Annotated in this window: 17 protein-coding genes; 6 read left to right on the top strand and 11 right to left on the bottom strand. The window is 62.8% G+C overall.

Features of this window, described 5'->3' with window-relative positions:
* Positions 1–98 precede the first annotated feature (98 nt).
* Entirely contained in the window at positions 99–875 is a 777-nt protein-coding gene (locus AC07OK_RS05810; RefSeq protein ID WP_494689398.1) for a peptidylprolyl isomerase, read from the top strand.
* Between the two features lie 121 nt (positions 876–996).
* Positions 997–1,695: a DNA alkylation repair protein gene (locus AC07OK_RS05805; protein WP_494689397.1), complete on the top strand. Its 699-nt coding sequence runs from the start codon at positions 997–999 to the stop codon at positions 1,693–1,695.
* Between the two features lie 34 nt (positions 1,696–1,729).
* On the opposite strand, the gene AC07OK_RS05800 is transcribed toward AC07OK_RS05805, so the two are convergent.
* From AC07OK_RS05800 to purL, 3 genes are all read right to left on the bottom strand, one after another.
* Complete coding sequence (locus tag AC07OK_RS05800) at positions 1,730–2,281, bottom strand: PEP-CTERM sorting domain-containing protein (protein ID WP_494689396.1); 552 nt, start codon at positions 2,279–2,281, stop codon at positions 1,730–1,732.
* Positions 2,278–2,862, bottom strand: a complete 585-nt coding sequence (locus tag AC07OK_RS05795; RefSeq protein ID WP_494689395.1) for a PEP-CTERM sorting domain-containing protein — start codon at positions 2,860–2,862, stop codon at positions 2,278–2,280. The genes AC07OK_RS05800 and AC07OK_RS05795 overlap by 4 nt, the downstream gene beginning before the upstream one ends.
* Before the next feature lie 154 nt (positions 2,863–3,016).
* Positions 3,017–7,066 (bottom strand): phosphoribosylformylglycinamidine synthase, encoded by a 4,050-nt coding sequence (gene purL / locus AC07OK_RS05790; protein WP_494689394.1) that lies wholly within the window; start codon positions 7,064–7,066, stop codon positions 3,017–3,019.
* 268 nt (positions 7,067–7,334) lie between these two features.
* Between purL and AC07OK_RS05785 the strand changes: the two genes are divergently transcribed.
* Entirely contained in the window at positions 7,335–8,975 is a 1,641-nt protein-coding gene (locus AC07OK_RS05785; protein WP_494689393.1) for a response regulator, read from the top strand.
* Here AC07OK_RS05785 and AC07OK_RS05780 read toward each other — a convergent pair whose 3' ends face one another.
* From AC07OK_RS05780 to AC07OK_RS05770, 3 genes are all read right to left on the bottom strand, one after another.
* Positions 8,976–9,113 (bottom strand): hypothetical protein, encoded by a 138-nt coding sequence (locus AC07OK_RS05780; RefSeq protein ID WP_494689392.1) that lies wholly within the window; start codon positions 9,111–9,113, stop codon positions 8,976–8,978.
* 123 nt (positions 9,114–9,236) lie between these two features.
* Positions 9,237–9,770: a GNAT family N-acetyltransferase gene (locus tag AC07OK_RS05775; protein ID WP_494689391.1), complete on the bottom strand. Its 534-nt coding sequence runs from the start codon at positions 9,768–9,770 to the stop codon at positions 9,237–9,239.
* On the bottom strand, positions 9,767–13,399 hold the full coding sequence (locus AC07OK_RS05770) for a hydantoinase B/oxoprolinase family protein (RefSeq protein WP_494689390.1): 3,633 nt from the start codon (positions 13,397–13,399) through the stop codon (positions 9,767–9,769). Before AC07OK_RS05770 ends, AC07OK_RS05775 begins: the two co-directional genes overlap by 4 nt.
* Before the next feature lie 97 nt (positions 13,400–13,496).
* Here AC07OK_RS05770 and AC07OK_RS05765 point away from each other — a divergent pair, with 97 nt between their 5' ends.
* On the top strand, positions 13,497–15,002 hold the full coding sequence (locus tag AC07OK_RS05765) for an NAD(P)H-hydrate dehydratase (protein ID WP_494689389.1): 1,506 nt from the start codon (positions 13,497–13,499) through the stop codon (positions 15,000–15,002).
* Positions 15,003–15,005: 3 nt separating this feature from the next.
* Here AC07OK_RS05765 and AC07OK_RS05760 read toward each other — a convergent pair whose 3' ends face one another.
* Positions 15,006–16,502 (bottom strand): S41 family peptidase, encoded by a 1,497-nt coding sequence (locus AC07OK_RS05760; protein WP_494689388.1) that lies wholly within the window; start codon positions 16,500–16,502, stop codon positions 15,006–15,008.
* A gap of 61 nt (positions 16,503–16,563) precedes the next feature.
* Positions 16,564–17,283 (bottom strand): ABC transporter ATP-binding protein, encoded by a 720-nt coding sequence (locus AC07OK_RS05755; protein ID WP_494689659.1) that lies wholly within the window; start codon positions 17,281–17,283, stop codon positions 16,564–16,566.
* Positions 17,284–17,314: 31 nt separating this feature from the next.
* Here AC07OK_RS05755 and AC07OK_RS05750 point away from each other — a divergent pair, with 31 nt between their 5' ends.
* The gene (locus AC07OK_RS05750) at positions 17,315–17,977 is read left to right on the top strand and encodes an arylesterase (protein ID WP_494689387.1); all 663 of its coding nucleotides are present in this window, start codon (positions 17,315–17,317) and stop codon (positions 17,975–17,977) included.
* Positions 17,974–19,038: a tRNA 2-selenouridine(34) synthase MnmH gene (gene mnmH / locus AC07OK_RS05745; RefSeq protein ID WP_494689386.1), complete on the top strand. Its 1,065-nt coding sequence runs from the start codon at positions 17,974–17,976 to the stop codon at positions 19,036–19,038. Before AC07OK_RS05750 ends, mnmH begins: the two co-directional genes overlap by 4 nt.
* Positions 19,039–19,115: 77 nt before the next feature.
* Here the strand turns inward: mnmH and AC07OK_RS05740 are convergent, their stop codons facing one another.
* The 3 genes from AC07OK_RS05740 to AC07OK_RS05730 all read right to left on the bottom strand — a co-directional run bounded on the left by AC07OK_RS05740 (position 19,116) and on the right by AC07OK_RS05730 (position 22,550).
* Positions 19,116–19,712 carry an FxDxF family PEP-CTERM protein gene (locus tag AC07OK_RS05740; protein ID WP_494689385.1) on the bottom strand — a complete coding sequence of 199 codons (597 nt, stop codon included), beginning with the start codon at positions 19,710–19,712 and terminating at the stop codon, positions 19,116–19,118.
* A 145-nt stretch (positions 19,713–19,857) separates the two neighbouring features.
* The gene (locus AC07OK_RS05735) at positions 19,858–21,768 is read right to left on the bottom strand and encodes a SurA N-terminal domain-containing protein (protein ID WP_494689384.1); all 1,911 of its coding nucleotides are present in this window, start codon (positions 21,766–21,768) and stop codon (positions 19,858–19,860) included.
* A gap of 191 nt (positions 21,769–21,959) precedes the next feature.
* On the bottom strand, positions 21,960–22,550 hold the full coding sequence (locus AC07OK_RS05730; protein WP_494689383.1) for a PEP-CTERM sorting domain-containing protein: 591 nt from the start codon (positions 22,548–22,550) through the stop codon (positions 21,960–21,962).
* Between the last annotated feature and the right edge of the window lie 312 nt (positions 22,551–22,862).

Genomic DNA, 22,862 nt, shown 5'->3' with positions numbered 1-22,862 from the left:
TAGATGAAGGCGGCGCCCTGCGGGGCGCCGTTTTTAATTTTGCGTTGGTACAATGCACCGCCCGAGTGCGATTTCTTGTTTCTTTATAGGATTTAATAATGATGTTGAAGCCAGCCCACCTGTTGTTAGCACTGATCGCTGCCGTCGCAGCACCGGCATACGCGCAAAACGTCGCGACCGTGAATGGCAAGGCTATTCCCGCCGCCAAAGTAGATCAAATGGTCAAGCAAGTGGTCTCGCAAGGCCAGCAGCCTGATAGTCCGCAGCTGCGCGAAATGGTCAAGAAGGAATTGATCGGCCGCGAAGTAATGATCCAGGAAGCGGATAAACAAGGTTTCGGCACCAAGGCTGAAGTCAAGGCGGCAATTGAAAACGCCCGTCAAAGCATTATCATCAATGCCATGCTGGCCGATTACGTTAAAAAGAATCCAGTTAAAGACACCGAAATCAAAGCCGAGTACGACAAGTACAAAGCCGCGATGGGCGAAAAAGAATACCACTCGCGTCATATCCTGGTAGCGACCGAACAGGAAGCCAAGGATATTATCGCCAAGCTGAAAGCCGGCGGCAAGTTCGAAGAATTGGCCAAAGTATCGAAAGACGGTTCGGCCAATAACGGCGGCGATCTGGGTTGGATGGCTCCAGGCAAACTGGTCAAGCCGTACTCTGATGCGATGATTGCCCTGAAAAACGGCGAGATTACCCAGACCCCGGTTAAAACCGAATACGGCTTCCACGTCATCAAACTGGAAGAATCGCGCGCCACCAAACTGCCTACGCTGGAAGAAGTTAAAGGCCAGGTGGCCGAAGCACTGCAACAGCGTAAAATCGCCGCCTTCCGCGACGAGCTGACCAAGAAAGCCAAGATTCAGTAATCAGTTTTTGCTTGATAAAAAAGCGCCTCGATCGAGGCGCTTTTTTTACGTCTGAAGCGCGCCGATCAAAGCCAAAATTTGGCAAATTCGCGCCAAGTACTGGCTTGTTTGTGGGGCTGGCGTGGAAATCATCTATACTTTCCCCATGAGTCCCGAATTCCGCGCCGCCCTCGATACCGCCCTCGCCTCTGCCGCCACGCCCGGCCGCGCACCCGTCATGCGGGCCTATATGCGCGATCAGTTTGATTTTCTCGGCGTAGGCACGCCGCAGCGCCGGATGGCAGCCAGCCCCCTGCTGAAGCCATTTAAAGGCGCCGGAGCGGATAATATTATTCGATGCGTCCATGAATTATGGGAGCTGCCGCAACGAGAATATCAATACATAGCCATAGACTTGCTCGCCATGCACTGCAAGGAATTGGCGCCTATCCACATTCCCGAACTGCTCGGGTTGGCGCAAGAGAAATCATGGTGGGATACGGTCGACGCGCTGGCGTCGGTAATCGGTGATATTTTGCGCCAGCGCCACGATGGTATGGACCAGGCTATATCTCACGATAATATGTGGGTGCGCCGGATCGCCTTATTGCATCAACTAGGCTGGCGCGACAAGGTCGATACAAACAGGTTATTCAATTACTCCCTCGCGCTGGCGCATGAGAAAGAATTTTTCATAAAAAAAGCGATAGGCTGGGCACTGCGGGATTATGCCCGCCATGATCCGGAAGCAATCCGGCTATTCACGCTAAAAGAAAAGCCCAAACTTTCAGCACTCAGTTATCGAGAAGCTAATAAGCACATCCGAACAGAAGCACATTAAAAAAGCCGGATCGCTCCGGTCTCCAATTCAGTGCTTAAACCGCCAAGCGTCTGCGTGCATAGGCGCCGACAATGCCCGCACCTAATAGCAGCATTCCGTAAGTTTCCGGTTCGGGTACCGCCGTTACTCTCCAACTTGCATTGATGCCCTGATCACTCATTCCTATGCCACCAGGAGGATGGTTGCCATCATCGTAGTACAGCACAGCATTCAGGGTATATGGATCAGGCATCGGCTTGATGGTGTAGCTATCAACGCTGATGTCGACTACCGGACCATGACCATAAAGCCAGAAATCGTTACCTTTCCCGCTAAACGACATAACTGCCTCTCCCAGATCGCCATACAATGGCCTTACCTGGTCGATGACGTTGATGACCTCACCAGCTAATTTCACTCCGCTGAACTGCAGCTTACGGATGACGTCACCTTCGCTTTGACCGCTAAAATCTGCCTCCAAGGTCCACGGTGCTGCACCGTGACCCGAACTGAACGTGTATGAAAGATGGTATTGCTGGTCTGCCGCGCTGGCGCCAACGCTAAACAATGCGGCGACCAATACAATAGATACCTGGAAAATTTTCACTTTGCCCCTCCTGGCCGGATCAGCCCGGCCGTTCGGCGGCGGGCGTAAGCGCCAAGGACGCCAACGCCCAGCAGCAACATGCCGTAGGTTGCCGGTTCCGGCACTGCAGAAACGCGCCAACTGGAATTGAGGGTGTAATCTTCGGCACTAATTGGTCCTTCATCCCAAGGGTTGCGCGGTACCCCCAATATCTCAAACCCAACAAAAAATGGCGCCCACTTAAATTGTGGCTGGGAACCAAAGATGTTCCCCCAGTTCCCGATCTTATCCTGCCCGCTGAATCTGAAATTGTTCTGGTTCCCGCTGACGGATACCAAGACAGGTCCGAGAGCAGGGTCGAAGTCAGACACATGAACGCCATAATTGTACAAGTGCCCGTTAAAGGTGAAGTCGAGCAGTCCCAGGTTTCCGATCAAATCGCCGTTACGTTCACCAGTGAAGTTTACTTCGACAGTATCCACCCAAACCCGATCATGCTTATTGAATGTGTAGGCTAGGTGGAATTGTTCAATCGCGGCCATTGCGCTGGTGCTTGTGAGCGCTGCGGTAATCAGTGGCAATACATGCTTAAGAATTTTCATTTTTGACCTTTACGGCATAAGTTTAAAAACATTATTGATAAATTTTTAATTATCAATTTATTATAATATAAACTACACCTCAACGGGCACAGGCGTAAAAAAACCCAAAGCTGAAGTTCGGCTTTGGGTTTGTCCTAAAACCGGATAGCGGTGTTTAGCCGACGAACTTGCGGGCGTTGCGGAACATGCGCATCCAAGGCGAATCCTCGCCCCACGATGCCGGATGCCACGACTGCTGCACCGAGCGGAACACGCGCTCGGCGTGCGGCATCATCACCGTGAAGCGGCCGTCGGCCGTGGTCACCGAAGTCAGGCCTTGCGGCGAGCCGTTCGGGTTGTACGGATAGGCTTCGGTGGCCGCGCCGCGGTTGTCGACGAAGCGCATCGCTGCCACGGCTTCGTTGATGTTGCCGGTCTGCGTGAAGTCCGCATAGCCTTCGCCGTGGGCGATGGCGATGGCGGTCTGCGTGCCGGCCATGCCGTTGAAGAAGATCGACGGCGAGTTCAGCACTTCCACCATCGCGAAGCGCGCTTCGAATTTCTCCGATTTGTTGGTGGTGAACTTGGGCCACGCATGCGCGCCCGGGATGATGGACTTCAGGTTGCTCATCATCTGGCAGCCGTTGCACACACCGAGGCCGAAGCTGTCGGTGCGCGCGAAGAAGCGGGCAAACTGCTCGGCCAGCGCGGCGTTGAACAGGATGGTCTTGGCCCAACCTTCACCGGCGCCCAGCACGTCGCCGTACGAGAAGCCGCCGACGGCGATGATGCCCTGGAAGTCATCCAGCTTGACGCGGCCGGCAATCAGGTCGCTCATGTGCACGTCGACGGCGTTGAAGCCCGCCTGGTGCATCACGTACGCGGTCTCGATATGCGAGTTGACGCCCTGCTCGCGCAGGATGGCAACGCGAGGACGCACGCCGGTCGCCAGGAACGGCGCGGCCACGTTCTCGGTCAGGTCGAAAGTGATCTTGGGCGTGATGCCAGGATCGGTTTCGTCCAGGATGCGGTCGTATTCGGCATCGGCGCAGGCAGGGTTGTCGCGCAGGCGGGCGATGCGCCAGCTGGTCTCGCTCCACAGGCGGTGCAGTTCCGAGCGCTGCTTGTTGTAGATGATCTTGGCGTCGCGGGTGAACTCGATCACGCCACGGTCGTTCGGCTTGCCGATGATATGGCTGCACGCGCCCAGGTTGAAGGTGCGCAGCACGTCCATCACCAGCGACTTCTCTTCCGCGCGAACCTGGATCACTGCGCCCAGCTCTTCGGAGAACAGCGCGCGCAGGGTTTGCTCATTGCGGCGTTCGGCGATCTGGCCGGCCCAGTTCTTCGCATCGCCCTGGTCGGCGCCATGGCCTTGTTCCAGGGTCAGGATGTCGAGATTGATCGACAAGCCTGCGCGGCCGGCAAAGGCCATCTCGGTCAGCGTGCCATACAGGCCGCCGTCGGAACGATCGTGGTAAGCCAGCAGCTTGCCGTCGTTGTTCAGCTGCTGGATGGCGGTGAAGAAGGCCTTCAGGTCTTCCGCGCTATCGACGTCCGGCGTCTCGTTGCCCAACTGGCCCATGACCAGCGACAGCGCCGACGCGCCCATACGGTTCTTGCCGCGACCCAGATCGATCAGGATGATGGAGGTGTCGCCCGCATCGGTCTTGATCTGTGGCGTCAGCGATTTGCGCACGTCGTGCACCGGCGCGAAGGCCGAGACGATCAGCGATACAGGCGAGGTGACAGCCTTGGCATCGCCCTCGTCCTTCCAGGTGGTGCGCATCGACAGCGAATCCTTGCCGACCGGGATGCTGATGCCCAGCGCCGGGCACAGTTCCATGCCGACTGCCTTGACGGTGTCGAACAGCGCCGCGTCCTGGCCAGGCTGGCCGCAGGCGGCCATCCAGTTGGCCGACAGCTTGATGTCGGAGATATCCTTGATCGGCGCGGCGGCGATGTTGGTGATCGCCTCCGCAACCGCCATGCGGCCCGACGCGGCGGCGTTGATGACGGCCAGCGGGGTACGCTCGCCCATCGCCATCGCTTCGCCCAGGTAGCCTTCGAAGCTCATCGCGGTGACGGCGCAATCGGCCACCGGCACCTGCCATGGACCGACCATCTGGTCGCGCACGGACATGCCGCCCACGCTGCGGTCGCCGATGGTGATCAGGAAGGACTTGTCGCCAACGGTAGGCAGCAGCAGCACGCGCTTGGCCGCTTCCTCCAGGTCGATGCCGGTCAGGTCGATGGCCGGGAATTCGTTCTGCACATGATGCACATCGCGCAGCATCTTCGGTGGTTTGCCCAGCAGGACATCCATCGGCATGTCGACCGGCTCGTTGCCCAGCTCAGGATCGATCAGCTTCAGTTGACGTTCTTCGGTCGCGGTGCCGACCACGGCGAACAGGCAACGCTCACGCTCGCACAGCGCCTTGAACATCGGCAGGCTGTCCGGCGCGATCGCCAGCACGTATCGCTCTTGCGATTCGTTGGACCAGATTTCCTTCGGCGCCATGCCGCTTTCTTCCAGCGGGATCTTGCGCAGGTCGAAGATCGCGCCGCGCTTGGCATCGTTGGTGATCTCCGGGAAGGCGTTCGACAAACCGCCGGCGCCGACGTCGTGGATCGAGATGATAGGATTGTTGGCGCCCAGCTGCCAGCAGCCGTTGATCACTTCCTGCGCACGACGCTCCATTTCTGGATTGCCGCGCTGGACCGAGTCGAAGTCCAGGTCCGCCGTGTTGGTGCCGGTGGCCATCGACGAAGCGGCCGAACCGCCCATGCCGATGCGCATGCCAGGACCGCCCAGCTGCACCAGCAGGCTGCCGACCGGGATGTCGTCCTTGTGCGTGTGCTGGCCGGAGATATTACCGATGCCGCCGGCGATCATGATCGGCTTGTGGTAACCGAACACGGTGTCGTGCGCGCCGGCGAACTGCTTGCCGATATTCTGTTCGTAGGTACGGAAGTAACCGCCCAGTACCGGACGGCCGAATTCATTGCTGAACGCCGCGCCGCCCAGCGGGCCTTCGATCATGATCTGCAAGGCCGAGGCGATGCGGTCCGGCTTGCCGTAGGCTTTACCGCTGTTGCGGTAGTCGGCTGCGGGCGCGGTGACGTCGCCGTCGTTTTCCCACGCTTGCACGGCGCCCGGCAGCATCAGGTTCGACACGGTGAAACCGGCCAGGCCAGCCTTGGGCTTGGCGCCGCGGCCGGTCGCGCCTTCATCGCGGATCTCGCCGCCGGCGCCGGTGGAGGCGCCTGGGAAGGGAGAAATCGCGGTCGGGTGGTTGTGGGTTTCCACTTTCATCAGCGTGTGCGTCAACTCGGTCATCGGCGCGTACTGGTGCGCGTCGCCCTGCGGGAAGAAGCGCATCACTTCCGCGCCTTCCATGATCGACGAGTTGTCGCTGTAGGCGACGATGGTGCCCTTGGGCTGCAACTGGTGCGTGTTCTTGATCATGCCGAACAGCGACTTCGGTTGAGCGACGCCGTCGATGGTCCAATCGGCGTTGAAGATCTTGTGGCGGCAGTGCTCCGAGTTCGCCTGCGCGAACATCATCAGCTCAACGTCGGTCGGATTGCGACCGGCCTTGGTGAAGGCGGCGTCCAGGTATTCGATCTCGTCGTCCGACATCGCCAGGCCCAGGTCCGTGTTGGCCTTTTCCAGCGCGGCCTTGCCCATGCCGATCACGTCCACCGATTCCAGCGGCTTCGCTTCCAGCGTGCGGAACAAGCCGGCCGCTTCGTCTGGATGGCGCAGCACAGATTCGGTCATGCGGTCGTGCAGCAGTGCGGCGACGGCCTGCACTTCTTCATCGGACAGCTTCTTGGCGGCGCCGATGCTGCTGCCCAGGATGCCCGTCTTCAGGTTGATGCGGAAGGCGATGCCGCGCTCGACGCGCTTGATGTGCGCCATGCCGCAGTTGTGGACGATGTCGGTGGCCTTGGAGGCCCACGGCGAGATCGTGCCGAAACGCGGAATGACGAAGAACTCTTCGACGGCGCCATCGGTGTTGTCGGCATGCGCCGGCTCACCATAGGTCAGCAGCGCGCCGAGGCGGCTGGTGTCGTCGGCCGATAACGCTTCGGCGGCATCGATGAAGTGGACATAGCGCGCCTGAACGGCGGCGACGGCAGGCAGCGCGGCTTGCAGTTGAGTTAACAGGCGTTGGCTACGGAATGCGGACAGGGCGTTGGAGCCCGGCAGAATCAACATGGTTGGAGGATGGTTGATGCAGCGTGGCTGCGGATTAAAGGTAGATGGAGCACGAGATACTTGTAATGCAGAATTTCCTTTGCGCGCATTATACCTCTTACCACGCTGTCTATACAGCGCCAATTCGGGCCAAAAAGTGCCGGCGAAGCAACATTCGCAGCCATTTTGAGCGCGAATATGCCCTTGGGCGGGGCCAACCACCCTGTTTTCATAACATTTTGACTTGCCATGGAGTATGCTAGATTTAACTTTAGCTTGGATGCGTAACATGGCGGAATATAGTGACTTGTCAGTGCTGATCGTCGACCCCAATCCGGGCATGCGCGGCAACCTGCACAACATGCTTAACCAGTCCGGCATCACCAAGATCGATTACGCGGTCAGCTCCGGCACGGCCATCCGCCAGCTGGGCAAGAAACCGTTCGACATCATCCTGTGCGAGTACGACCTGGGCAACGGCAGCGGCGAGAACAACGGCCAGGACGGCCAGCAACTGCTGGAAGACCTGCGCCACCACAAGCTGATCTCGGGATCGACGATCTTCGTCATGCTCACTTCCGAAGGCGTCTACAGCAAGGTGATCGGCGCGGCCGAGCTGACCCCGACCGACTACGTCCTCAAACCCTTCACCGTCGACGCGCTGATGCAACGCGTGCGCAAGGCGGTCGAACGGCGCGACGTGTTCCTGCCGGTGTATCAGCAGGTTGAGCTGGGCAATGTCCGCAAGGCCATCGGCGAGTGCGGCCTCGCGGAAGAAAAGAATCCCCGCTACGCGATCGAATTCGCGCGGCTGCGCGCCGAGCTGCTGGTGTCGCTGGACGAACTGGCCGACGCCGAGGTGGTGTACCAGGTCATCCTGATGAACCGCCCTGTCGCCTGGGCGCACCTGGGCATGGCGCGCTGCCAGTACGGCCAGCAGAAGTTCATCGAGGCGCAGGAGACGCTGCAGGAACTGCTGACCCACAATCCCAAGTTCATGGCGGCCTACGATCTGCTGGCGCGCACCCTGGAAGCGCTGGGCCAGCAGGAAGCGGCCAAGAAGATACTGGAAGACGCGGTGGCGATCTCGCCCAACATGGTGCACCGTCTGCGGCACCTGGGCGAGGTGGCGTTCGAGACGGGCGATGTCGGCGTCGCCGAGAAGGCGTTTAAACAAGTGGTGGCCAAGGCCAAGTACTCCGAATTCCGCGATCCCGAAGACCACGTCAAACTGGTCAAGACCCTGGTCAAGAAAGGCGACGCCAATCAGGCCAGCGGCGTGATCCGCGACATGGAGCGCTCATTGCGCGGCAGCGCCAACGTCGATGCCTGCCGCGCGATCGCCGCCGGCCTGCTGCAGGAAATGACGGGCAATATCACCGGTGCGGCAACCGAGTTGTCCAATGCGGTGACCGCCATCGGCGCCAGCCGCGGCCTGTCCACCGGCCTGAAAATCGGCCTGGTGCACAGCTGCCTGAACGTCAAGCTGGACCAACAGGCGTCCGAGCTGATGCTGAACCTGATGAACGACACCGAGAGCGGCGTCTCAATGGACGAGGCGGTGCAGGTGTTTGAAAAAGCCGGCCGCCACGACCTGGCCGAAGGCATGGGCGAGCAAATCAAGCATCAGGTGGAGGAACTGATCGCCCATGCGTCCGAGCAGCGCAGCCAGGGCGACCTGCGGGCGGCGGTCGATACGCTCAACGCGGCCCTGCGCAAGGCGCCGGCCAATATGGCGCTGCTGCCGGCGGCGACGTCGGCGATACTCAAGCAACTGGACGATCTGGGTTGGGAAGTGCCGCTGGCCGAACAATGCGCCTTCCTGCTGGAGCGCATGCGCAAGATCGATCCGGCCCATCCTTCGCTGGAGGCGCTGCAGGCGCAGTATTCGCACACCCAGCGCAAATACGGTATCGCCACCACGGCGTAGTTACAAAATCAGCGAGCCGGGGAAGTTGGACAGGTGGGAAATCAGATACCACGTCACAAAATACATGGCGCACAGCAGGAAGGCCGACCAGATCGCACGGTGTGCCGAGCTGCGTCCCCGCAGGAGCTTGAGTAGCATGCGCACTGAGTCCTCCCTTCCATCTGTTCATCGAACCAAAACTGTACGCCGCCTCCCTGTGCTGGACAAGCCGGGAATCGCTGGTACTATTTTGCGATGCCGATGGTACCGGCAGGCGCTTCGTCAGCCAGGTATCAAGGAAAAGACATGGGCGTCGACGCTGCCCATGCGCAGCCTGAGCCGGTTGCGGGCCAGGCATTCGTGCGTGGCGCCGGCCTTGCGCGCCACTGCCAGGCTGGGCTCATTGCCCGCCGCGACCACGATCTCCACCCGCGCCAACTGCAGCTGCTGGAAGGCGTAGCGCGCAAGCGCCGACGTTGCAGCCACCGCGGCGCCCTGCCGCTGTGCCGATTCACGCACCCAGTAGCCCAGATTGCAGAACCCGTGCACGGGGTTCAACTGGTTCAAGCCGCCGCCGCCGATCAGGGTCTGGCCGTCCGCCAGGAAGATGCCGAATTCGTGGGCACTGCCGTCGGCCCGGCTGGCGTCGCACCATTCGAACCACGACAGCGCCTGCTCTTCGGTGTACTCGGCATGCGCCCAGGACATCCACAGGCCGACGCTCGCCATCGATTCGCGCACGCCCGCAGCGAAGACCGGCGCGTCGGCGGCGATGAAGGGGCGCAGCAGGAAGCTACCGGCTGGCAGCGGCCTCATTGCCCACCCTCGCCGCCAACCGGTCCATAGCCGCCGCCGCCCGGCGTTTCGATGATGAACAGGTCGCCGGGCTGCATGTCGGTCTTGCCGATGTGCGCCAGCTGCTCGACGCTGCCGTCCGCCCGCACCACGGTGTTGCGGCCCAGGGCGCCCGGCGCGCCGCCGGCCATGCCGAACGGCGCGTGGATGCGGTTGTTGGACAGGATGGCCGCCGTCATCGCTTCAAGGAAGCGCACCTTGCGCGTGCCGCCGTTCCCGCCATACCACCGCCCCGCTCCGCCGCTGCCGTCGCGGATCGCGTAGCTTTCCAGGCGCACCGGGAAGCGGAATTCCAGGATTTCGGGATCGGTCAGGCGCGAGTTGGTCATATTGGTCTGCACCACGCTGGTGCCGTCGAAGCCGGGACCGGCGCCAGAGCCGCCGCTGATGGTTTCGTAGTACTGGTACTGCGCGTTCCCGAAGGTGAAGTTGTTCATCGTGCCCTGCGCCGCCGCCATCACGCCCAGCGCGCCATACAGCGCGTTGGTGATGCAGGTCGACGTCTCCACGTTCCCCGACACCACCGATGCCGGATAGTGGGGATTGAGCATGGAGCCCGGCGGTATCAGCACCTTCAGCGGTTTCAGGCAACCGGCGTTCAAAGGAATCTCGTCGTCCACCAGCGTGCGGAACACGTACAGCACCGCCGCCATGCACACCGCCGACGGCGCGTTGAAATTGTTCTCCAGCTGCGGCGAGGTGCCGGTGAAATCGATCTCCGCGCTGCGGCCGGCGTGGTCGACCCGTACCGCCACCTGGATCTGCGCGCCGTTGTCCAGCTGCAGCGTGTAGCTGCCGTCCTTCAGCGCGCTGATCACGCGCCGCACGGCTTCCTCAGCGTTGTCCTGCACGTGACCCATGTAGGCCTGCACCACCTCCAGGCCGAAGTGCGCCACCATCTTGCGCAGTTCGTCCACGCCCTTCTGGTTGGCCGCCACCTGCGCCCGCAGGTCCGCCATGTTCTGGTCCGGATTGCGCGCCGGGTAGCGTGCGCCGGTCAGCATGGCGCGCGTCTCGGCTTCGCGCAGTTGGCCGCCGGCGGCGCCCGCATTGCTTCCGTCCACCAGCTTGAAGTTATTGATCAACACCCCCTCTTCCTCGATCACCCGCGAATCGGGCGGCATCGAGCCCGGCGTGGTGCCGCCGATGTCCGCATGGTGGCCGCGTGAGCCGACGTAGAACAGGATGTCCGCGCCGGCCTCGTCGAACACCGGCGAGATCACCGTCACATCCGGCAAATGGGTGCCGCCGTTGTACGGGTCGTTGAGCATGAAGACGTCGCCGGCGCGCATCCGGCCCGAGTTCTCGCGCATCACCGTCTTGATGCTCTCGCCCATGGAGCCCAGATGCACCGGCATGTGCGGCGCGTTGGCGATCAGGTTGCCGTCGGCGTCGAAGATGGCGCAGCTGAAGTCCAGCCGCTCCTTGATGTTGACCGAGTAAGCGGTGTTCTGCAGGCGCAGCCCCATTTGCTCGGCGATCGACATGAACAGGTTGTTGAAGATCTCCAGCATCACCGGGTCGGCGTTGGTGCCGATGGCGCGGCGCTCCGCTAGCGCCACCACGCGCTTGAGCACCAGGTGGTCGTGCAGCGTCACCTCGGCCTGCCAGCCCGGTTCGACGATGGTGGTCGCATTCGCCTCGGCGATGATGGCCGGGCCTTTGACGATGTCGCCGATGCGCGTGGCGCCGCGCTGATACAGGCTGGTCTGGCGCCATTTGCCGTCGGCGTACATCGGCACCACCGCATGCGGCATCAGGCCGGACACGCGGCGCGCCGCCGGCTCCACCGATTCGGACGGCGCGTCAGACTTGCCGATCGCCTCCACCGATACCGCCTCGACGATCAGGGCCTTGGACGGCATCAGGAAGGAATAGCGCTTGCGATAGGCCGCTTCGAACTGCTCCTGCATGCTGTCGGTGGTATCGAACAGCACGATCAGCGCCGAATCGGTGCCCTCGTAGCGCAGGTGCACGCGGCGTATCAGCACGATGCGCTCATCCTCAACGCCCTGGTGCTGCAGGTCGGCGCGCGCCTGGCGGCCCAGCGCATGCAGGCGCGCCTCGAGTTCCTCCAGGCCTTCCGCGTTCAGGCGCTTTTCCACCGCGGCCTCGCGCATCGCGGTCTGGTCGGCCAGACCCATGCCGTAGGCCGACATCACGCCGGCCAGCGAATGCACGAACACCGTCGTCATGCCCAGCGCGTCGGCCACCAGGCAGGCATGCTGCCCGCCCGCGCCGCCAAAGCTGGTCAGCGTGTATTCGGTGACGTCGTGGCCGCGCTGCACCGAGATCTGCTTGATCGCGTTGGCCATATTGCCGACGGCGATTTCGATATAGCCTTCGGCCACCTGTTCCGGCGTGGTCTCCTTGCCGGTGGCGGCCTTGATCTGCGCCGCCAACTCGGCGAACCTGGCGCGCACGGCGTGGGCGTCGAGCGCCTGCCTGCCCTCCGCGCCGAACAGCTGCGGGAAGTGATGTGGCTGTATCTTGCCGAGCATGACATTGCAGTCGGTGACCGCCAACGGGCCGCCGCGCCGGTAGCTGGCCGGCCCCGGATTGGCGCCGGCGCTGTCCGGGCCGACGCGATAGCGGCTGCCGTCGAAATGCAGGATGGAGCCGCCGCCCGCCGCCACCGTGTGGATGCTCATCATCGGCGCGCGCATGCGCACGCCGGCCACCTGGGTTTCGAACACGCGCTCGAACTCGCCGGAGAAATGCGACACGTCGGTCGAGGTGCCGCCCATGTCGAAGCCGATCACCTTGTCGAAGCCGGCCAGCTTGCTGGCGCGGACCATGCCGACGATGCCGCCGGCCGGGCCGCTCAGGATGCTGTCCTTGCCGTGAAAGGCGCGCGCGTCGGTCAGGCCGCCGCTGGACTGCATGAATTGCAGGTTCACGCCCGGCATTTCCTTGGCCACCTGGTCGACATAGCGGCGCAGGATGGGCGACAGATAGGCGTCGACCACGGTGGTGTCGCCGCGCGCCACCAGCTTCATCATCGGGCTCACTTCGTGCGACACCGAGACCTGCGTAAAGCCCATCATGCGCGCCATCTCGGCCACCTTGACCTCGTGCGCGTGATAGCGGTAGCCGTGCATGAAGACGATGGCCAGCGAACGCAGGCCCATGTCGTAGGCCGCGGCCAGGCCGGCGCGGGCGGTTTCCATATCGAGCACGGCGACGGTGTCGCCATGCGCGCCCATGCGCTCGTCGATTTCGATCACATGGCTGTACAGCAGCTCGGGCAGCAGGATGTGGCGGTCGAACAGGCGTGGACGGTTCTGGTAGGCGATGCGCAGCGCGTCGCGGAAGCCGCGCGTGATCGCCAGCGCGGTCGGCTCGCCTTTGCGCTCCAGCAGCGCGTTGGTGGCGACCGTGGTGCCCATCTTGACGGCGCCGATCTGCGCCACCGGTATCGGCTTGCCTTTGGCCACGCCCATCATCTGGCGGATGCCGGCGATGGCCGCATCGGCGTATTGCTCGGGATTGTCGGACAGCAGCTTGAGCGTGCGCAGGCGACCATCGGGCGGACGCGCCACGATGTCGGTAAACGTACCACCCCGGTCTATCCAGAATTGCCAATCCATGCATGCCTCGTTACGATGACTGAAGCGTATATTGTAGTGGCTCGGCCGCGCACGGGACAGCGGCCTTACAACATAAATTAGATGCTAAAATTGCACCATGAACCCACTCTACTCCTGCGCGGAGATACGCGCCATCGAAGAAGCAGCGGCCGCCGCGCTGCCCGAAGGTGTGCTGATGCAACGGGCCGGCCAGGCCGGCGCCAACGCCGCGCTCGATCTGCTGCCGTTCTCCACCGCCAAGGCCAAGGTGCTGGTGCTGGCCGGGCCCGGCAACAACGGCGGCGACGCGCTGGAAACGGCGGCCCACCTGGCCTATGCCGGCGCGCAGGTGAGCATCCTGCACTTTGCGCCGCCATCGACGTCCTCCACCGAACGCGCGGTGGCCTTGCAGCGCGCCCAGACCAGCGACGCCCGCTTTGCCGAGCTTGACCTGGCGGAAGTGGCCGGCACCGAATGGACGCTGGTGGTCGACGGCTTGTTCGGCCTCGGCCTGCAACGCCCGCTGGGCGGCGCGCTGCGCGACTTGGCGCTGGCGGTCAACGGCCTCAAATGCTCGGTGCTGGCGCTGGACCTGCCCAGCGGCCTCGATGCCAACACCGGCGCCATCGTCGGCCCGGACGGCGTGGCCATCCACGCCACCCACACCGTCACCTTCATCGGCAACAAGCCGGGCCTGCACACCTGCGACGGCCGCGACTACGCGGGCCTGGTGGATGTGGCGCGCCTGGACATCGACATCGGCCACTTCGCGCCGGCGCGGCTGCACCTGAACGACGTCAAGTTTTTCTCGCGCCATTTGCGCTCGCGGATGCACAACTCGCACAAGGGCAGCTACGGCAACGTCGCGGTGATCGGCGGCGCGCGCGGCATGAGCGGCGCGCCGCTGCTGGCCGCGCGCACTGCGCTCAACAGCGGCGCCGGCCGCGTCTACGCGCTGTTCGTGGAAGACCCGCTGCCTTGCGACAGCGGCCAGCCGGAACTCATGTGCCGGCTCGCCGACGATTTCGACATGCGCTCATCGACGCTGGTGATCGGGCCCGGCCTGGGCGCCTCGCGCCTGGCCACCGCCCTGCTGGCGCGCGCCATCGCCAGCGACAGCGCGCTGCTGGCCGATGCCGACGCCCTCAACCTGCTGGCGGCGGAACCGTCGCTGCAAACGGCGCTGGCGCAGCGGCCCGGCGGCTGCGTGCTGACCCCGCATCCGCTGGAGGCGGCGCGCCTGCTGGGCACCACCATCGCCGAGGTCCAGTCCGACCGGGTGGGCGCGGCCCGCAAGCTGGCCGCCAAACTGAACGCCAATGTGGTGCTGAAAGGTTCCGGCACGGTGATCGCGGCGCCCAACGGCGACGCCGTCATCAACACCACCGGCAATCCGGCGCTGGCCAGCGCCGGCACCGGCGACGTGCTGTCCGGCCTGTGTGGCAGCCTGCTGGCGCAAGGCTGGCCTTTGTGGGAAGCCGCGCTGGCCGGAGTCTGGCTGCACGGCATGGCGGCCGATGTGCTGGTCACCGAAGGCACCGGCCCGATCGGCCTGACCGCCAGCGAACTGGTGCCGGCGATCCGCGTGGCGCTGAACCGCATGGTCCAGTACCACGGCCGCTGAGGCTCAACGCCTGGACAGGTCGGCTTCGATCGCCTTCAGGAAGGCAGGCTGCGACCACTCGACGTCATTGACATAGATCGCCGGTGAGTAAAACTGTCCCGCCGCCCGCGCGCGCCCCACGTAGACCTTGTTCGGGATGATGACCTTGGCCAGCCCCGAAGCAAGGTCCTGGGTACGCACCTCCATGTAGGTCGAATCGGCGGCGCTGGGCGCGCCGATCAATTTCGTATTCGGGAACATGGTAAAGTAGTCCAGCGCATCAAGACAGGCGCTGGCGCACTGGCCAGGCACCACCACATACACCGGCGCGGTGAAGGCAGGCGGATCGTCGGGCGGCTTGCCGGCGCCGCCGTCCTGCCCGCCCTCGACCGCAGGGTCCTGCTCGACATAGAACTTCTCGCCTCGCGTCAATGCGGCCTGCATGCCCTCGGCAATGAGGCCGATTTCAAGCGCGACGCTCTCCTGCTTCTCTTGCCGCAACAGCCCGACCAGCTCCGTCACATAGGCGATATTGGCGGGCGAGGTGCGCCACCACACATGCTCCTGCGCCGAGCGCGCGTTGATGCTGCGGGTCACCCGGTCCGCGCCCCACAAGGCCTGCGCAAACTCCAGGCTCCACGCCGACGAGCCGCCCTGGTTGTCGCGCAGATCGATCACCACCGCATCCGCGTCCAGATAGCGCTGCCGACGCTCGCGCACCTCGGCCGTCATCGCGCGATAGGCCTCGCGCTGCCGCTCGTCGGGCTGGAAAGTTGGCATCGAGACCCAGTACAGCTTTGCGCGCGGCTCGCTCAGGCCGACCGGCAATGTCGGACCGTTGTAGTTAGCATTGCGCCATAGGGTCGCTTGCTCGGTGAGCAGGCGCCAGGTCAGGCTCAACTCCGTCTGCTTGTCGTTCAGCGTGAACCGGCAACGCGCCGGCAGCTTGATGAAGGGATTGCCCTTGTCGATGAACACGTCGCGGGCGTACACCCACCAGTGTCCCCGCTCTTCGATGCGGCGCTCAAAGGCGAACACATTGCGCTCGGCCAGCTGGGTCATGGTCAGCCCATCGCAGCTGTCGATGCGCGCGCCGGCCGGCGGGCCGCCCGGTTCCGATTTGTAGACCAGCATGCCGTCGCCGCGCCATGCCGCCACGAAGCCTGGCCAGCGCAGCGGCAGCAGCTGGTCGATGGCGCCCACGGCAACGCCGGCGTGGCCGTCGTGGATCTGGGTATTGAAGCGCTGCAGTGCGGCCCGGTAACCGGCGCCGCTGCGCACCTGGGCGGCCAGCGCCAAGCCGGCCGCACGCGCCTTGGCCAGATTGGCGCGGAATGCGGGATTGGCGGGGTCGTGGGTACCCGGGTGGTTGTCCAGCGTGATCTGGTAGGCGGCTTCGATGTCGGCGATGGCCGCATGTCGCCATTGCAGCGGCGTGTGCGGCGCCGGTGTCGCGGCGGTGGACGCGCCGCCAGCCAGCATCAGCGTTAAGGCGGCCGCGCGGCGGACGAAATTGAGCATATAGTTTATATCAGCTTGTAAGAAAGGCTAGAACTTACGATATAAACAAGGCCCCGTCAACTCACACCAGGCGGCCCGCCGCGATGGTGATGGTGCGGCTGCAACGGGCAGCCATGGCCTGGTCGTGCGTGACCAGCACCAGCGTCGATCCGTGCTGGCGATTCAATTCGAACATCAGCTTGATGACGGCCTCGCCGGTGGCGGCGTCCAGGCTGCCGGTCGGCTCGTCGGCGAACAGCAGCGGCGGCTCGGTCACGAAGGCGCGCGCCAACGCCACGCGCTGCTGCTCGCCGCCGGACAAATACTTGGGATAGTGCTTCAGGCGACTGGCCAGCCCCACCCGCTCCAGCATCATTTCCGCGCTCTCGCGCGCGTGCTTGGCGCCGCGCAACTCCAGCGGCAGCATGACGTTCTCCAGTGCTGTCAGGTGCGCCAGCAGCTGGAAGGACTGGAACACAAAGCCCAGTTTTTCCTTGCGCAGCGCGGCGCGGCCATCCTCGTCCAGCGCGTAGATATCGACGCCGTCCAGCACGACCTTGCCGGCGCTGGGCGTGTCCAGGCCCGCCAGCAGACCGAGCAAAGTCGACTTGCCGGAGCCGGAAGCGCCTACAATGGCGAGCGTCTCGGCTTTTTGCACGGTAAAATCCACCTCGTGCAAGATCGTCAGTTCGCCGCTGGCGTCGGCCACGCGCTTGGCCAGGCCGCTGACGGCGATGGCGGGCTGCCTGCCGGACGCCGGCGCCGTCGCGACGCTGGCCGCCAAGCCCGGTCCATCCGGCATGAAATGGGAAGACGCTTTAGGGAAATCAGGCATGCTGAATGTGTTGAATAGTTTTAAAAACGGTTTATCAAGAAAACTGAGTGGTCAGGCTTTGGCCGCCCTGCTGCTGGCAGCGGCGGCGACGAGCGCCTATTCTGCACCAAAAACCGTGCTGGTGCTCGGCGATAGTCTGTCGGCCGAATACGGCCTGGCGCGCGGCGCCGGCTGGGTCGCGCTGGCGGAACAGAAGCTCAAGGACCAGAACATCCCGGCCACCGTGGTCAACGCCAGCGTCAGCGGCGAGACCACCAGCGGCGGCCGCTCGCGCCTGCCGGCGCTGCTGCAAAAGTACAAGCCGGCGCTGGTGGTGATCGAACTGGGCGCCAATGACGGCTTGCGCGGCCTGCCGGTGGCCGCCGCCGAAACCAATCTGCGGGCGATGGCCGATGCCGCCGCCAAGGCCGACGCCAAAATTGTCCTGATCGGCATGCGCATGCCGCCCAACTACGGGCGCGACTACGCCGACAAGTTCTACGCCATGTACGGCACGTTGAGCAAGGAGATCAAGGCGCCGCTGGTGCCGTTCATGCTCGACGGGATCGCCGACAAGCCGCAGCTGTTCCAGCCGGACCGCCTGCATCCATTGGCCACGGCCCACCCCACCATCCTGGCCAATATCTGGCCGGTCCTACAAAAAAGCATCAAGGCAAAATGAAGTATCCAGAAATTATCGGCTTCGACGACGCACTCCCGCAACTGGACCGCTTCGACGCCATCATCGACGTCCGCAGCCCGGCCGAATTCGCGCTCGACCACCTGCCCGGCGCCATCAACGCACCGGTGCTGGACGACGAGCAGCGCATCCGCGTCGGCACCATGTACAAGCAGGTCAATTCGTTTGAGGCCAAGAAGGTTGGCGCCGCGCTGGTGGCCAAGAACATCGCCGCCCACATCGAGGCGCTGTGGCTGGACAAGCCGCGCGAGTGGCGGCCACTGATCTACTGCTGGCGCGGCGGCAACCGCAGCGGCTCGGTGGCGCACATCCTGGCCAAGATAGGCTGGCCGGCGGCGCAGCTGGACGGCGGCTACAAAGCCTTCCGCGCCCACGTCAACGCCGCGCTGGAGCAGGCGCCGGGCTTGAATTTCAAAGTCATCTGCGGCACCACCGGCAGCGGCAAGAGCCGCCTGCTGGAAGTGCTGCACGCGCATGGCGCGCAGGTGCTGGACCTGGAGCAGCTGGCCGCGCATCGCGGCTCGGTGCTGGGCAACCTGCCCAGCCAGCCGCAGCCCAGCCAGAAGGCTTTCGAGACCGCCATCTGGCATGCGCTGCGCAACTTCGATCCGGCGTTGCCGGTGTTCGTGGAATCGGAGAGCAAGAAGGTCGGCAATCTGCGCGTGCCGGCCGCGCTAATGGACACCATGCGCGCCTCGGAATGTATCGCACTGACGCTGTCGCGCGAGAATCGCGTGCGCCTGCTGATGGAGGATTATGCGCATTTCACCGACAGCCCGGCCTCGCTCAACGAGCAGCTGGAACATCTGGTGGCGCTGCACGGCCGCGAAACGATCAAGCGCTGGCAGGCCATGGCGGTCGACGGCGCCATGCCGGCCCTGGTCGAAGAGCTGCTGGCCGACCACTACGATCCGGCCTACCTGCGCTCGATCGACCGCAACTTCGTCAAGTTCGCCCAGGCGCTGCCGCTGGAGCTGGACGCCATCGACGCCGCCGCCTTCCGCAAGGCCGCGCTGGACCTGATCGCCGCCGCCCGCCCTTAAAACAACAAAGCCCCGCTGATCGCCATGCGATACGGGGCTCTGTCCACACCGCGCTGTGACGACGCGGCAAAGCTGCCTCAGGTTTTTTTACGGCGGCGTCCCAGGAAGGACAGGATGCCCAGACCACCCAACATCATGATGTAGGTTTCCGGTTCAGGCACAGGGTTGGCATTCAGCGTGCCGGAGTAGCTGGTGGTGATGTTTTTCGAAATGCCAACGACTGTCAGTACCAGTTTTCCGCTGACCATGGTGGGGTCGAGCGTGCCACTTTCGAATGCGCCGACAGGCGTGAAGGTCAAGGCATGACCGTTCAGATTGGCGGAGATGAAATCGATATCGTGGCTAGATTGCAGATTCATGGTCTGTACCCAGACATCGACCAGGCTGGGACCGACCGAAGGGCTAAAAGTAAAGACATCGGTGAAAGTTCCCGCCACGCTGTGGTTCGCGTAAAAGCCCGAACTATAGCCGCCTACCGGATCGCCGCCCAGCGTGACACTAATTGCCTGACTATCGTCGGCGGCGTGACTTGACATCGCACTGGCCGCCAGCACGGACCCGACTAAGAGTGAAGATAGTTTCATTTTTTCCCCAGTAGTTAAGTGGAAGCCCAAGATGCGCCCGATGAGCTCGGTACGCAATCCAAAAATACACCGGTCGATTTTTGATGTCAATTAATTATTCAAAAAAGGCAACTAACTAGCAAAGTCGAAGGCGGGCAACCAGGGAGACGGGGAATGCTGCGGATGGCGCGAACACGCTGTATCGGCGGGGATAAGACGAAAGCGGGAAGCGCGTTGCGCTTCCCGGAGGACGACATTACTTCACTTCTGCTACTGTGGTTTTTACGATCGGCTTCAGGATCTTGACCTTGGCCTTTTGCTTCAGCAGTTCGATGTAGTCGTGCATCTCTTGCTGGGCAACGATGCTGCTGATCTGCTCGGCTTCCGACTTGCGGCGGGCCTCGTCCTGGACTTCAGGCTGCTGCACCTTGCCGATACGGTAGATGCCGTAGCCCATGCCAGGCACATCCACGCCCACGTAGGCAGGCAGTTTGGCGGTGTCGGCTTTCATCACTTCCTGCATGGCCAGGCCGTTCACGCCTTCCGGCTTGGAACGGGACACCAGCTTGGCGGCGCCGAAGCCGGTGGCGTCGCCCGATTTCTTGAAGGCGGCCAGTTTCTCGGCACCGGTCTTGGCGGCCAGTTTGGCGGCTTCTTCCATCGACACGCGCTGACGGATGGCGGCGTCGACTTCGGCCAGCGGACGCTTGCTGGCAGGCTTGAATTCGACGATACGGCCGGCCACCAGGGTGCTAGGCGCGGTCTCGACAGCTTCAGTGTTGCGCTTGCTGCTGATCGATTCGTTGGAGAACAGCGCGGCCAGGAACTTGGCGTTGTTGTACGGCGCCGTAGCAGCCATCGGCGACGGCGTGCGCGAGACATTGGCCGCCGTTTCGATCTTCAGGCCCAGCTTGTCGGCCACCGGCTTCAGGCTGTCCGACTGCTCGTAGACGGTATTGGTGAAGGCTTCCGCCATTTCCGAATATTTCTTCAAAGCCTTCTGCTTCTTCAGCGCTTCGGCGACTTCGGTCTTCACCTCGTCCAGCGGCTTGACCACGGCAGGCTTGAGCGCGGTCACGGTCAGCACGTGGAAACCGAATTCCGACTGCACCGGATCGCTGATCTCGCCCTGCTTCAGCTTGAGCACGGCGGCTTCGACCGGCGCTGGCAGCGCACCCTTGGTGACGATGTCCAGATCGCCGCCCAGTTCGCCCGATGCCGGATCTTCCGACTTGGCCTTGGCGACCTTGGCGAAGTCGCCTGGGGTCTTGCGCAGTTCGGCCACGATGGCGTCGGCCTTGGCCTTGGCGGCGGCGGTTTCAGCCGCGTTGGCGCCCTTCTTCAGCGCGACCAGGATGTGCGCGGCGCGGCGGCTTTCGGCCGTCGTGAAGCCGGCCTGGTTGGCGGCGTAATACGCGGCCACTTCGGCGTCGGTCACGGCGATCTGGCTCATGACGGCGCTACTGTTGAAGACCACGTATTCGATCTTGGCCTGTTCCGGCACTTCGAAGAACTTGGCGTTCTTGTCGTAGAAAGCCTTGACCATGGCGTCGGTGATCTTCACTTGCGGCACGAAGTCGGCCACCGGCAGCAGCAGCTCCTGCACTTCGCGCTCCTGCGCGCCGATATCGGACAAGGTCTTGGCCACGGCGCGCGGCGCGAAGCCGGTAGCCTCGATGGCGTTGCCCAGTTGTTGCAAGGTCATGTCGTGACGGATGCGCTGGTCATACATGGTCGGCGTCATGCCTTGCGCGGCCAGGATGGTCTTGTAGCGCTCCATGTCGAACGCGCCCTCGCCACCGAACTGCTCCTTGATGGTTTTTTGCAGCTGGGCGTCGCTGACGCTCAAATGCGAACGCACCACCTCGGCAGCCACGGCGCGCTCGGCGATCAGCTGGTCGAGGATGTTTTGCTTGAATTCCGGCGTGTCGAACATCTTCTGGTCGAACTGCGCGCCCAGACGCTGGCGATAGCTGTCCAGCTGGTTGCGCACGGCATTATCGAACTCTTGCTGGCTCAGGGGTTTGCCGTCGATTTTGGCGATCGTATTGGCGTCGTCGCCGAAGCTCTTGTAACTGCCGATGCCGACGAATGCGAACGACGGGACGATGATAATCGCCAGGAGTATCTGCATCAAACGTTGATGGGTACGAATAAATTCAAACATGGTCTGCCAATTCGGATTGAGTGGAACTTGCACATACAAAAAAGGCGAACTCGCGTTCGCCAATTCCGGTTGGCGGATTTTACAGCGCGCCCCCCTCTATAGCAAGAGTAAATCATTGGCAAAACAGTCACGCCGCCACACCGGACAACAAAAAACCCGCCGAGGCGGGCTTGGTGCTACGAGGCCGGCTATCAGCCGTGGCGGCGACGGCGCGCGACCACGCCCAACAGGGCCAGGCCACCGAGCAGCATGCCGTAGGTTTCTGGTTCCGGCACGGCGGTGATCGATACGCGGTCCAGCAAGGCGCCCTGGTTGTCGCGGCCCTGGTCGGCGAAGCTGAAGCCCACCAGGCCGTTGGTGCTGGCGGTGTAGGTCAGGCTGAAGGTTTGGAAACCATCGGCGGCCGAACGCGTGAAGACCTGGCTGCCGCTACCGAACCCCACCTCAACGGTGTCGTTGCCCGCGCCGCGGTTGTTGCCCGCCAGGTCGAACGACAGCTTGTAGGTGACGCCGGCGCTCAGCGCGACCGAGTTGAACAGCAGGCCGGCGCGGCCGGTCGAGCCGTCCAGGTCGACATAGCGGCCATTGCCCGGCACCAGATCGAAAAAGCCTGGCGCGCCGATGACGTCCACGGTGCCGCCGGCGACAGCCCAGCCGCCGTGGAAATTGGTTGCGTTCAATGCCAGCGTGTCGGTGTCGAAATTATCAGAAAAAACCGGCGCCGCCTGGGCTGCCGATGCGCACAGCAACGCTGCGGCAATAGCAAATTTCTTAAAAGCCATATTGTATCCCCTTGGTAAATTGTCCATCAAATAACAAAATGAATATAGATTCAGTACTACACGCTGCATCTTACTATTGATGAGCTAGGCACCCGCGCACGATACCACAGGTAAATATCTGTTTCTAAAGCGGATATTTATTACAAGGAAGGATATTCAAAGGAAGGGAATTGAATTAATGCGACCGGAAAAAGAAAAACCCCGCAGCTAATAATAGCTGCGGGGTATCTTGTTCTTGGCGGAGCGGACGGGACTCGAACCCGCGACCCCCGGCGTGACAGGCCGGTATTCTAACCAACTGAACTACCGCTC

The sequence above is a fragment of the Duganella sp. GW821-FHT07G03 genome, from assembly GCF_059418605.1.
Note: the sequence above shows the minus strand (reverse complement) of the source record. Positions and strands in the feature narration are given on the sequence as shown.

What these genes read in the sequence shown, in the direction of transcription:
- AC07OK_RS05810 (WP_494689398.1), top strand. Translation starts at nt 99, where the DNA reads ATGATGTTGAAGCCAGCCCACCTGTTGTTAGCACTGATCGCTGCCGTC.
- AC07OK_RS05795 (WP_494689395.1), bottom strand. Translation starts at nt 2,862, where the DNA reads ATGAAAATTCTTAAGCATGTATTGCCACTGATTACCGCAGCGCTCACA.
- purL (WP_494689394.1), bottom strand. Translation starts at nt 7,066, where the DNA reads ATGTTGATTCTGCCGGGCTCCAACGCCCTGTCCGCATTCCGTAGCCAA.
- AC07OK_RS05785 (WP_494689393.1), top strand. Translation starts at nt 7,335, where the DNA reads ATGGCGGAATATAGTGACTTGTCAGTGCTGATCGTCGACCCCAATCCG.
- AC07OK_RS05780 (WP_494689392.1), bottom strand. Translation starts at nt 9,113, where the DNA reads ATGCTACTCAAGCTCCTGCGGGGACGCAGCTCGGCACACCGTGCGATC.
- AC07OK_RS05775 (WP_494689391.1), bottom strand. Translation starts at nt 9,770, where the DNA reads ATGAGGCCGCTGCCAGCCGGTAGCTTCCTGCTGCGCCCCTTCATCGCC.
- AC07OK_RS05770 (WP_494689390.1), bottom strand. Translation starts at nt 13,399, where the DNA reads ATGGATTGGCAATTCTGGATAGACCGGGGTGGTACGTTTACCGACATC.
- AC07OK_RS05765 (WP_494689389.1), top strand. Translation starts at nt 13,497, where the DNA reads ATGAACCCACTCTACTCCTGCGCGGAGATACGCGCCATCGAAGAAGCA.
- AC07OK_RS05760 (WP_494689388.1), bottom strand. Translation starts at nt 16,502, where the DNA reads ATGCTCAATTTCGTCCGCCGCGCGGCCGCCTTAACGCTGATGCTGGCT.
- AC07OK_RS05755 (WP_494689659.1), bottom strand. Translation starts at nt 17,283, where the DNA reads ATGCCGGATGGACCGGGCTTGGCGGCCAGCGTCGCGACGGCGCCGGCG.
- AC07OK_RS05750 (WP_494689387.1), top strand. Translation starts at nt 17,315, where the DNA reads ATGCTGAATGTGTTGAATAGTTTTAAAAACGGTTTATCAAGAAAACTG.
- mnmH (WP_494689386.1), top strand. Translation starts at nt 17,974, where the DNA reads ATGAAGTATCCAGAAATTATCGGCTTCGACGACGCACTCCCGCAACTG.
- AC07OK_RS05735 (WP_494689384.1), bottom strand. Translation starts at nt 21,768, where the DNA reads ATGTTTGAATTTATTCGTACCCATCAACGTTTGATGCAGATACTCCTG.
- AC07OK_RS05730 (WP_494689383.1), bottom strand. Translation starts at nt 22,550, where the DNA reads ATGGCTTTTAAGAAATTTGCTATTGCCGCAGCGTTGCTGTGCGCATCG.